A 9,157-nucleotide genomic window follows, 5' to 3' on the forward strand; every position below is an offset into this window, starting at 1 on the left:
CGCCCACGCCGGCCCGCCCCCGCGACGCCGCCATCGGCACCGGTCTCGGCCGGGTGCTGCTGCTGGTCTACGGCATCTTCGCGCTGTCGGCCAGCGCCCGCGCCCTGGTGCAGATCACCACGCACTTCTCCGAGGCGCCGCTGGCGTACCTGCTGTCGGCCTTCGCCGGACTGGTCTACATCACCGCAACCGTGGGCCTGGCCCTCGGCGGCAACCGCGGGCGGTTGATCGCGCTGACAAGCTGTTCCATCGAGCTGCTGGGGGTGCTGATCGTGGGCACCCTGAGCATCGCCGACGCGGTGGCCTTCCCCGATGACACGGTGTGGTCGCACTACGGCAGCGGCTACGGATATGTGCCGCTGGTGCTGCCGTTCATCGGCCTCTGGTGGCTGTGGAGAAACCGGCCCACCAAGTAGTTGCTGCTAATTTGGCAGAAACTAGCAGCAAATTGGGAGCAACACTGCCGCCCGCCCTTCTACCAGGCACGATGCTCGCCGAACGGCACCCGGTTTCAGCAGTGACACGCTCAGGTGATGATGTGCGGGAGGAAGTTGCACTGATCCTTCGTGACCAGGCCCTCCTTGCCCAGCCCTTCCCGGATCCCCATCCCGGCCGGCTCCCCGTCCACCAGCCAGGACCCGATCACCGGGTGCACCTCACCCTCGAGCCCATCAAATGACGGCAGTTCGAGCAGCTCCTGCACCACATACCGCCCGTCGGTCCCGTACTCCGAGGGGTTCTCCGAGATCGTCACGCCGTCCTTGACCAAAGTCACCGAGCCGCCCTCGCGCCCCCACACCGGCTTCTTGGCGTACGAGGTCAGTGACGCCGCCGACGAGGACTCCGCGAAGTAGGTGGGCAGCAGGTACTTGGCTCGTTCCGGATCCTTGCCGAAGAGTTTCCAGAGCACCGGGAGCAGGGCCTTGTTGCCCAGCAGGGCCGCCTTGTACGGGGGTTCGATCCAGACGGTGCCGCGCTTGTTGGGGTCGGCCATGTTGCGGAAGAAGGCCTTGCCGCCCTCTTCGTTCCAGAACCATTCCCAGGGGTAGAGCATGAAGATCACGTCGATCGGCTCGGCCTTGTGTTCCTCGCCGGGGGCGGGGACGAACAGCACGCGGTCGCCGGCCACGTCCCAGCCGATCTGGCTCATGGCGATCAGCTCGACCGGGAAGCCGGCTTCCTCGGCGGTGGCCATCAGGTAGGCGACGTTCATGCGATCTTCGCCGCTGCGTTCGCTGGTTTCGTACGCGAAGAAGATCTTGGGCTTGGCCGGGAGCCAGGGGCGGGCCTCGCGCAGCTTGCCGATGTTGCGTTTCCATGCGCCGGGGTTAGCCGGTTCGCCATCCTCGGCTTCCCAGCCGACCAGGCGGTCGTGGATCGAGTTCCACTGCCGCCACGGGTGCTGGGTGAGGTTCGTCTGATCGGCCCAGTGCCATTGGATCACCGCGGCCTCGACCAGCGAGGTGGGGGTCTGGGCATTGAATTCGAGCAGCCTCGGTACGGTCCCGGCCCCGTTGTACCAGAGGTCGAACCGGCCATACACCGCCGGAGAGAAGTCCGGGGTCTGCACCGGATGGCTGTTGTCCGGGTCCTTGTCCTGGTGGGTCCAGGTCTCGGCGTCCCCGTCGTACCAGGTCCGGATGATCTGCTCGTGGGCGAACTCGGGAATGCCGATCTTGGTCAGGAAGCAGCTCTCCGGGGTGCACACCGAAGTGAAGTAGCCCTCACGGCGGCCCTGCGGGGTGCGCCGGGGGCACTGCTGCACCATCCAGTCACCGGCGTCGAGGCACATCTGGTAGAGCACCGTGGTGGCGGTCTCCAGCTCCTCGATCTCGGCCTGGGTGAAGTCGTAGTACGGCCCCTCCTGCCAGTACGACATCATGGTGCCGTCGGGCAGTTCGCTGTCGTTGTAGGTCAGCCCGAGGCTGTAGTTCGTGAGCTTCCAGCCATCGCGGACCGGACCGTACGGAATGCGCTTCACCGATTTTCAGCTTCCCGACTTGCCGGAGGTGCCGCTGCCGCCCTTGCCGACGACGCTGGTCTTGACCGTGCCGTTGCCGATCCGGCCGGTCGACGGCAGGCCGAACGAGCGCCGGGCGGCCGAGTCGTTGTAGGCGAACTTGGAGCCGCCGGCCGGCAGCGTGGAGCCGATGGGGTAGCCCGAGCGGTAGCCCGAGGAGTGCCAGATAAAGAAGCCGCCACCACCACCGCCGTGGTAGTGGTCGTCGTCGCAGTAGTCCTCGTCGACGATTTTGCCATTCGCGTCGGCGCAGTAGAAACCCTCGTCGTGATACTGGTTGCCGTTGTCACAGGCAGCCGCACCACCGGCCGCCAGCAGCAGGAACGTGCTGGTCAACGACACACTCCGCGAGGTCATCCGTCGGTTCACAGTCGGCCTCTCCGCCCTTTGTCGCCACTTCGGGTCGCTCCTTCATGTGTAGCGGCCCGAAGCAACCATCCCCGTCAGGAGCGTGGTCCACCGGCCACGTAGATCACCTGGCCGGAGACGAACCCCGCTCCCTCACTGACCAGGAAGGATACGGTGTTCGCCACGTCTTCGGGGCGCCCGGCCCGGCCCACCGGGATCTGCGCGATGGCCCCCTTCTGGAAATCGGCGAAGTCGACGCCGACCCGGGCGGCTGTCGCGGCGGTCATGTCGGTTACGATGAAGCCGGGAGCGACAGCGTTTGCGGTGACGCCGAAGCGGCCCAGCTCGATCGCGAGCGTCTTGGTGAAACCCTGCAGACCGGCCTTGGCCGCGGCGTAGTTGGCCTGCCCCCGGTTGCCCAGCGCGGAGGTGCTGGACAGGCTGACGATGCGCCCCCACCCGGCGTCGACCATGTGCTTCTGCACCGCCCGGCTGAACAGGAACGCGCCGCGCAGGTGGACCGCCATCACGGTTTCCCAGTCGTCGTCGCTCATCTTGAACAGCAGGTTGTCGCGCAGCACGCCGGCGTTGTTGACCAGCACGGTGGGCGCGCCCAGCTCGGCCACGACCCGATCGACAGCGGCGCTGACCTGGGCCGCGTCGGACACGTCGGCCCCCACGGCCAGGGCGGTGCCGCCCGCGTCGTGGATCGCCGTGACGGTGCTGGCGCAGGCCGCCTCGTCGAGGTCGACGACCGCAACGGCCAGCCCGTCGGCGGCAAGCTTGCGGGCGGTCGCCTCTCCGATGCCGCGTGCTGCTCCGGTGACGATCGCTACCCGGGTCATCAGTGGTCCCTTCCGCCGGTCGAAACGCATCCGACTCAGGACTCTAGGGGAAGCGCTTGAGCCGGATCCACCGGTAGCCGTAGCCGGCGATCGGCAGAGCGTCCAGTTTGCCGGGATCCGGGTATTCCTGGTCGGCCAGCACGTCGTTCGGGAACTCCGCCTCCGGGTCCAGCGAGCCGAGGTCCACCACGCCTTCGTCCGGGCTGAGGTTGTGCAGGAACAGCATGGTCCCGGTTTCGGCGTCGGCGCGGTGCACAAGCACACCCGCAGGCACCGGTACGTCCACATGCTGGCAAGATCCGCTGCCCACCTCGGGAGCCTCGCGCAGCGTGCGGATCATGCGTTCGAACCACGACAGCAGCGAGTTCGGGTCGTGGCGCTGCCGGGTGACGTTGACGTTCTCGTAGCCGAACTCACCATCGGAGATCACCGGTCGTAGCAGCTTCTCCGGTGCCGCGGTGGAGAAGCCCCCGTTCGGCAGGGAGGACCACTGCATGGGCGTACGGATGGCGTTTCGCCCTTCCTGCTTCAAGTCGTCGCCCATGCCGATCTCTTCGCCGTAGCGCAGCACCGGGGTGCCCCGCAGGCTGAACTGCAGCGCGTAAGCCAGTTCGAGGCGCTGCCGGTCGCCGCCCAGCATCGGGGCGAGCCGGCGCCGGATGCCGCGGCCGTACAGCTGCATGTCCTCGTCCGGGCCGAACTGGCTGAACACCTCGCCGCGCTGCTCGGCGGTGAGCCGGGACAGGTCTACCTCGTCGTGGTTGCGCAGGAAGGTGGCCCACTGCCCGCCCGGTGGCAGCTTCGGGGTGTTCTGCAGCGCGTCGATGATCACCTCGGGGTGCTCGCGGGCCAGGGCCAGCATGAGCCGGCCGTTGAGCATGAAGTCGAACAGCATGTGGATGCGGTTCGCCGAGCCGCCCTGGTCGCCGAAGAAGTGCTTGAGCTCGGCCGCCTCCACGTTGGCCTCGGCCAGCAGCACCGCGTCGGCCTTGCGCCACTGGATGTGCTGACGCAGCTCGGAGAGGAACTCGAAGTCCTTCGGCGAGTTCGGGTTGCCCGGCTCGGTCTCCTCGATGATGAACGGCACCGCATCCATCCGGAACCCGGCCACGCCCAGCTGCAGCCAGAACGCGCAGATCTTCTTGATCTCCTCGCGGACCTGCGGGTTCTCGATGTTCAGGTCCGGCTGGAACTTGTAGAACCGGTGATAGAACCACTGCTTGGCCGTACGGTCGTAGCTCCAGGTCTCGTTCTGCTCGCCCGGGAAGACCATGCCCTGGTGGCGGTCCGGCGGCTCGGTCTCGCTCCACACATACCAGTCGCGGTACGGCGAGTCGGGCGACGAACGCGCCGACTGGAACCACGGGTGCTGGTCGGAGGTGTGGTTGACGACCAGGTCGATGATCACCTTGATGCCGCGGTTGCCGGCCTGGTGCAGCAGTTCGGCGAAGTCACCGAGCGTGCCGAAGCGCGGGTCCACGTTGTAGAAGTCGGCCACGTCGTAGCCGTCGTCGCGGTCCGGCGACGGGTGGATCGGGTTGAGCCACAGGCAGGTGACCCCGAGCCGGGCCAGGTAGTCCAGCCGCCCGATCAGCCCGCGGATGTCACCGACACCGTCGCCGTCGGAGTCCGCGTACGTGTCGATGTCGAGGCAATAAATGACGGCCTTCTCATACCACCGGTCGCTCATGCTCCCTTACATGACCATGCCGTCGTTTCCAGAAACCCCGGACCCACGCGACGGGACGGATCTTTTCGAGCGACAGGAAGCTGGCGAGGGCGGCCAGGTGGGGGGCGAACGAGATCGTGATGGTGGCGAACGTAACCGCGTGGAAGGAGTAGAAGAACGCGACCGCCCAGTTCCGCCGGCGCGGCTTGAGGAAGAAGATGATCGGGCTGCCCAGCTCGAAGGCGATGATCCCGAACTGCGCGAGGATCAGCAGGTACGGCACCCCGGCGATGAGGTCGGCCAGCTCGGTGCCGCGCCGGATGATCGCGCGGGCCAGCACCGAGCTGGTGACCCAGTCCAGCCCGCCGAACCGCAGCTTCGCCCAGGCGGCCAGGAAGTAGGTGCACACCGCGGCGATTTGGGTGACCCGCAACGCCCAGCCGCCGGCCTGCGTACGGGTGTCGTCGCCGTGCCGCGCCCGCCCGGCGGTGGGCAGGGCAGCGAGCGCCACGAGCAGGCCGAACCGGTCGTGGTCGACCTTGCCGTAGCTCATGGCGATGATCATCCACTCGAAGTACAGCGCGAACACCGTCCAGCCGAGCAGCCGTGGTGCGCGCCCGGTGCTCGCGGCGATCGCGAGCACGAGCAACGCCCCGAAGATGCTGTGCACGAGCAGTGGCGTCGGGGTCGGCAGGTGCAGCAGGCGGCCCACCAGCAGCGGCTGGTAGAGCTCACCGGGGGTGCTGGCGTGGTTGCGTACCCAGGGCGTGAAGATGACCAGGTCGGCGGTCACGAACAAGTAGACGAGGGTACGGAAAGCCGCGATCCGCCCCCGCGGTACGGCTTCGGTCAGCCAGGCGGTGATCCGGCTCATCCGGTCACCGTCCAGCCGGCGATGACCTCGTCGTGGCTCTTGCCGACCGGCCGGGAGTCCTCGATTTCCTCCCACCGGATCACGATGCGCACGGTGGCCAGCGGCGGTGCTCCTGGCGTGCGGTCGGCGTAGGCCACCGCGACCTGTTGCAGCCGGCTGGGATTGTCCACGTACGCCTGCTGCTGCCCCTCGATTTCGGCCCGGCGCAGCCCGCTGTTCGCCTCGGTGAGCTCGATCGTGCGCCCGGTGACGTCGACGCCTTCCAGGCGGGTGTCCGGCGCATCGGCATCCGGCCCGGGCGCCGTGGAATACATCCGGAACGGCCCGAACGGGAAGTCGTCATCCAGGCCCCGCAAGGTGCCCAGTAGCAGCAGCACAGCCCCGAGCGCGGTGACCGCGACCCGGACCGTACGCCCCCGAGAACTCAACGTATCCATCGCGCCCGGACCCTACCGCCTGAGCGCCACACCGAGCCATCCCGGCACGCTGGCCCGCGACACGGCGGCCACCAGTGCCGCGGCGAGCAGCGGGAAGCCCAGCAGGAACGCCACCTCGGCGACCACCAGCCCCGGGGTGATCGTGAAGCGCTGCTGCACGTCCAGGGCTTGCTCGAAGGCAACCTGGGCTGCCGCGATGGCGGCGAACCCGGCCAGCAGCGCGGTCAGCACCCGCCGGACCGCCGCACCCGCCCGCCACAGGCCCGCGGCCATCAAGACCACACCGGCGGCGAGCACGGCCCAGTTGGGTGAGCCGGCTATCCCCCGGCCCCTCAGATAGTCCGGTGCGACCGACAGCATGCCGAGCACAATGCCCCCCGCGACGAGCAGAACGCCGCGCCGGCCGAGCACCTCGGAGGGGCGCCGGCCGGCGGCGGCCCAGGTCAGGATGAGGACGAACGGGATGGCGGCCAGGACCCAGCCCATGCCGATCCAGCGCCACCCGGTGCCGGACTGGTAGGCCAGCACCGCGACTTCCATCGCGCCGGCCGTGACGGCCAGCGCGGCGGCGACGTGCCGCCAGCCGAGGACAACGGCCAGCGCGACGAGGAACCACCCGCCGGACCGCACCATCATGTCGAGCGAGAGAACCCGGAGCAGGCCGACCTGCCAACTGCCTTCCAGGGCCGCCCAGCGGATCGGCAGCAGGGCCAGCACGAGCGCGGTCACCAGCGCCGCCACCGCAGACGCGTCGCGGCCGGACCTGGCCCGGCCATCCAGGCGGGCGGTCACGCCGGCTCGCACCAGGTCGAGGGCGTCACGCCAGCCGGGGAAGCGCTGCCCGAGCCGGGCCTCGTTCATCAGCACGCCGACCATCTCCTCGCCGTATTCGCGCCGGTGAGCGGCGGGAAAGAAGCCGATCAGCCGCCGGTATCGCGCCTCCAGCACGCTCATGCGGTGGCCCCGCGCAGACCACGCAGGCGCTTCTCGGCAATCGTGGCCTGGGTGCGCAGGCGCCGGGTCTCCTCGGTCAGCCGGGCCTCGCCGAGGCCGGTGAGCCGGTAGTAGCGGCGCAGCCGGGACTGCACGACTTCCTCGCGCTCGACCTCGATCAGGCCCTCGGTGCGCAGCCGGTCGAGGGCGGCATACAGCGTGCCGGCGCGCAGGCGGACGCGGCCGTCGGTGATCCGGGCGACGTCCTCGATCACCGCGTAGCCGTGCTGCGGTTCCCCGGCAAGCGCGGTGAGGACCAGGAACGTGGGTTCGCGCATGGGTGGCTCACTCATGGCCGGAGCATATACCGATGAGAGGTATATGCGTCAAACGGTTCGTACTGTTGGAGCCGGGTACCAGCACTGTTTCTTCGAAAGGAGCGTCGATGGCCGAGACGGATCTGGGGCAACTCGGCGGGCTGACCGGCTGGGTCGCGTCCGTCATCGAGTCGCTCGGGGCGGCGGGCGTGGGCCTGCTCGTGGCGCTGGAGAACTTGATCCCGCCCATCCCGAGCGAGATCGTGCTGTCGATGGCGGGTTACCTGGCCAGCGAGGGCAAGGTCAGCCTGGTCCTGGTGACGGTGGCCGCGACGGCCGGCTCGGTGCTCGGCGCGCTGGCGCTCTACTGGCTGGGCTACGCCCTCGGCGAGGACCGGTTGCGCCGCTGGCTCGACCGGATCCCACTGGTGGACGCGGACGACCTCGACACCGCCGACAAGTGGTTCGAGAAGCACGAGAAGTCGGCAGTGCTGTTCGGCCGGATGGCCCCGGTGGTGCGCAGCCTGGTGTCGATCCCGGCCGGCGCCAACCACATGCGGCTGGGCCTGTTCACCTTGTTCACCACGATCGGCAGCGCGGTCTGGAACACCATCTTCGTCGGGGCCGGGTACGCGCTCGGCTCGCGCTGGCAGAACGTCGAGCAGTACAGCCACTGGTTCGACTACGCCATCTGGGCGCTCATCGTGGTGGCGGTCGGTAGCTGGGTCATCAAGAAGGTGCGCAAACGGCGACGCGCGGCCGCGAATCAGTGATTCACAGCCGCGCGTCTTGCTGGATCGGATCAGAAGCCAGCGCTGATCTTGGTGAACGCCCAGTCGGCCTGCGCGATGCCGGAGCAGTCGGAGACCACGCCGCCACCGGCGCAGCCGCGGTCACGGTTGACCGACCAGAAGGTGAAGCGGGCCAGACCCTTGGACTTGGCGTAGTCGCGGATCTTGGTCCAGGTGTCGGTCGTGGTCAGCTCCTGCTGGTCGGACAGCCCGTTCATGCCCGAGATGCCCAGGTGCAAGTACGCCTGCGCGTCGGTGTAGCCGAACGTGGTCTTGAGCAGGTTCTTCAGGCCCTCAGAGGTGTTGACAGTGGCGGTGTAGATGTCCGAGGCGCCGAAGTCGAACGGCATCTGGGTGAAGATGTCGATGTTCGCGCCGAGCGCCTTGGCCTGCTGCACGAGCCGGGTGCCGTAGTAGTTCGGGCCGGTTGTGGTCGTACCGAAAGTCAGAATGGTTTTGACGTTCGGGTTCTTCTGCTTGACGATCTTGAGCGCGCCGAGGATACGGTCCTGCACGACGGTGTTCTCGAACTCGTCGGAGTTCTCGATGTCGATGTCGATGGCCTGCAGACCGAAGGCGTCGATCACCTTCTGGTACGCGCCGGCCAGCGCCTCGGGCGTCGAGCAGTTCGGGCCCAGCTTGTTACCGCTCCAGCCGCCGATCGACGGGACGACGCTGCCGCCGGCCGCCTTGATCGCGTTGATCGTGCTGGCGTGCACGCCGCCGGTCAGGCCACTCTCGCCGTCCCACACCGGGTTGCAGCCGTTGGCGAGCACGAACGCCATGGTGAACGCCTTGATGCCGGTGGCGTTCATGACGGTCGAGGGCGCCGGCGGGTTACCCCAGCCCGGGTAGATGTACGGCGCGGCGGCCATCTTCGTGCCGGTGCTCGGCGGCGGCGGGGTGGTCGGCGCGGTGGTCGG

At 68.2% G+C, this 9,157-nt stretch carries 11 protein-coding genes; 2 read left to right on the top strand and 9 right to left on the bottom strand.

Features of this window, described 5'->3' with window-relative positions; genetic code table 11:
* Positions 1-416 (top strand): hypothetical protein (locus TFC3_RS27485; protein ID WP_236718482.1); only part of this gene is annotated, 416 nt, incomplete at its 5' end.
* Between the two features lie 110 nt (positions 417-526).
* On the opposite strand, the gene TFC3_RS27490 is transcribed toward TFC3_RS27485, so the two are convergent.
* The 8 genes from TFC3_RS27490 to TFC3_RS27525 form a co-directional block, all read right to left on the bottom strand.
* Positions 527-1,981 (bottom strand): glutathionylspermidine synthase family protein, encoded by a 1,455-nt coding sequence (locus TFC3_RS27490; RefSeq protein ID WP_067507933.1) that lies wholly within the window; start codon positions 1,979-1,981, stop codon positions 527-529.
* Between the two features lie 6 nt (positions 1,982-1,987).
* The gene (locus TFC3_RS27495) at positions 1,988-2,377 is read right to left on the bottom strand and encodes a hypothetical protein (RefSeq protein WP_067507935.1); all 390 of its coding nucleotides are present in this window, start codon (positions 2,375-2,377) and stop codon (positions 1,988-1,990) included.
* A gap of 86 nt (positions 2,378-2,463) precedes the next feature.
* Complete coding sequence (fabG, locus tag TFC3_RS27500; protein WP_082772548.1) at positions 2,464-3,213, bottom strand: 3-oxoacyl-ACP reductase FabG; 750 nt, start codon at positions 3,211-3,213, stop codon at positions 2,464-2,466.
* A 43-nt stretch (positions 3,214-3,256) separates the two neighbouring features.
* Positions 3,257-4,903, bottom strand: a complete 1,647-nt coding sequence (locus TFC3_RS27505) for an alpha-amylase family protein (protein WP_067507937.1) — start codon at positions 4,901-4,903, stop codon at positions 3,257-3,259.
* Entirely contained in the window at positions 4,884-5,756 is an 873-nt protein-coding gene (locus tag TFC3_RS27510; RefSeq protein ID WP_067507939.1) for an MFS transporter permease, read from the bottom strand. Before TFC3_RS27510 ends, TFC3_RS27505 begins: the two co-directional genes overlap by 20 nt.
* On the bottom strand, positions 5,753-6,193 hold the full coding sequence (locus TFC3_RS27515) for a hypothetical protein (protein WP_067507940.1): 441 nt from the start codon (positions 6,191-6,193) through the stop codon (positions 5,753-5,755). Before TFC3_RS27515 ends, TFC3_RS27510 begins: the two co-directional genes overlap by 4 nt.
* Before the next feature lie 12 nt (positions 6,194-6,205).
* Positions 6,206-7,147, bottom strand: a complete 942-nt coding sequence (locus tag TFC3_RS27520; protein ID WP_153040507.1) for a hypothetical protein — start codon at positions 7,145-7,147, stop codon at positions 6,206-6,208.
* Positions 7,144-7,479, bottom strand: a complete 336-nt coding sequence (locus tag TFC3_RS27525) for a PadR family transcriptional regulator (RefSeq protein ID WP_082772549.1) — start codon at positions 7,477-7,479, stop codon at positions 7,144-7,146. The genes TFC3_RS27520 and TFC3_RS27525 overlap by 4 nt, the downstream gene beginning before the upstream one ends.
* 92 nt (positions 7,480-7,571) lie before the next feature.
* Here TFC3_RS27525 and TFC3_RS27530 point away from each other — a divergent pair, with 92 nt between their 5' ends.
* Positions 7,572-8,216, top strand: a complete 645-nt coding sequence (locus TFC3_RS27530; RefSeq protein WP_067507947.1) for a DedA family protein — start codon at positions 7,572-7,574, stop codon at positions 8,214-8,216.
* Between the two features lie 29 nt (positions 8,217-8,245).
* Here the strand turns inward: TFC3_RS27530 and TFC3_RS27535 are convergent.
* Positions 8,246-9,157: chitinase (locus tag TFC3_RS27535; RefSeq protein ID WP_067507949.1), on the bottom strand; the 912-nt coding region annotated here is incomplete at its 5' end.

The sequence above is a fragment of the Actinoplanes sp. TFC3 genome (assembly GCF_001553785.1).
Classification (GTDB): domain Bacteria; phylum Actinomycetota; class Actinomycetes; order Mycobacteriales; family Micromonosporaceae; genus Actinoplanes.

Excerpts from the sequence above, each read along its gene's own strand:
- TFC3_RS27495 (WP_067507935.1), bottom strand. The coding sequence starts at position 2,377 with ATGACCTCGCGGAGTGTGTCGTTGACCAGCACGTTCCTGCTGCTGGCG.
- fabG (WP_082772548.1), bottom strand. The coding sequence starts at position 3,213 with ATGACCCGGGTAGCGATCGTCACCGGAGCAGCACGCGGCATCGGAGAG.
- TFC3_RS27505 (WP_067507937.1), bottom strand. The coding sequence starts at position 4,903 with ATGAGCGACCGGTGGTATGAGAAGGCCGTCATTTATTGCCTCGACATC.
- TFC3_RS27510 (WP_067507939.1), bottom strand. The coding sequence starts at position 5,756 with ATGAGCCGGATCACCGCCTGGCTGACCGAAGCCGTACCGCGGGGGCGG.
- TFC3_RS27515 (WP_067507940.1), bottom strand. The coding sequence starts at position 6,193 with ATGGATACGTTGAGTTCTCGGGGGCGTACGGTCCGGGTCGCGGTCACC.
- TFC3_RS27520 (WP_153040507.1), bottom strand. The coding sequence starts at position 7,147 with ATGAGCGTGCTGGAGGCGCGATACCGGCGGCTGATCGGCTTCTTTCCC.
- TFC3_RS27525 (WP_082772549.1), bottom strand. The coding sequence starts at position 7,479 with ATGAGTGAGCCACCCATGCGCGAACCCACGTTCCTGGTCCTCACCGCG.
- TFC3_RS27530 (WP_067507947.1), top strand. The coding sequence starts at position 7,572 with ATGGCCGAGACGGATCTGGGGCAACTCGGCGGGCTGACCGGCTGGGTC.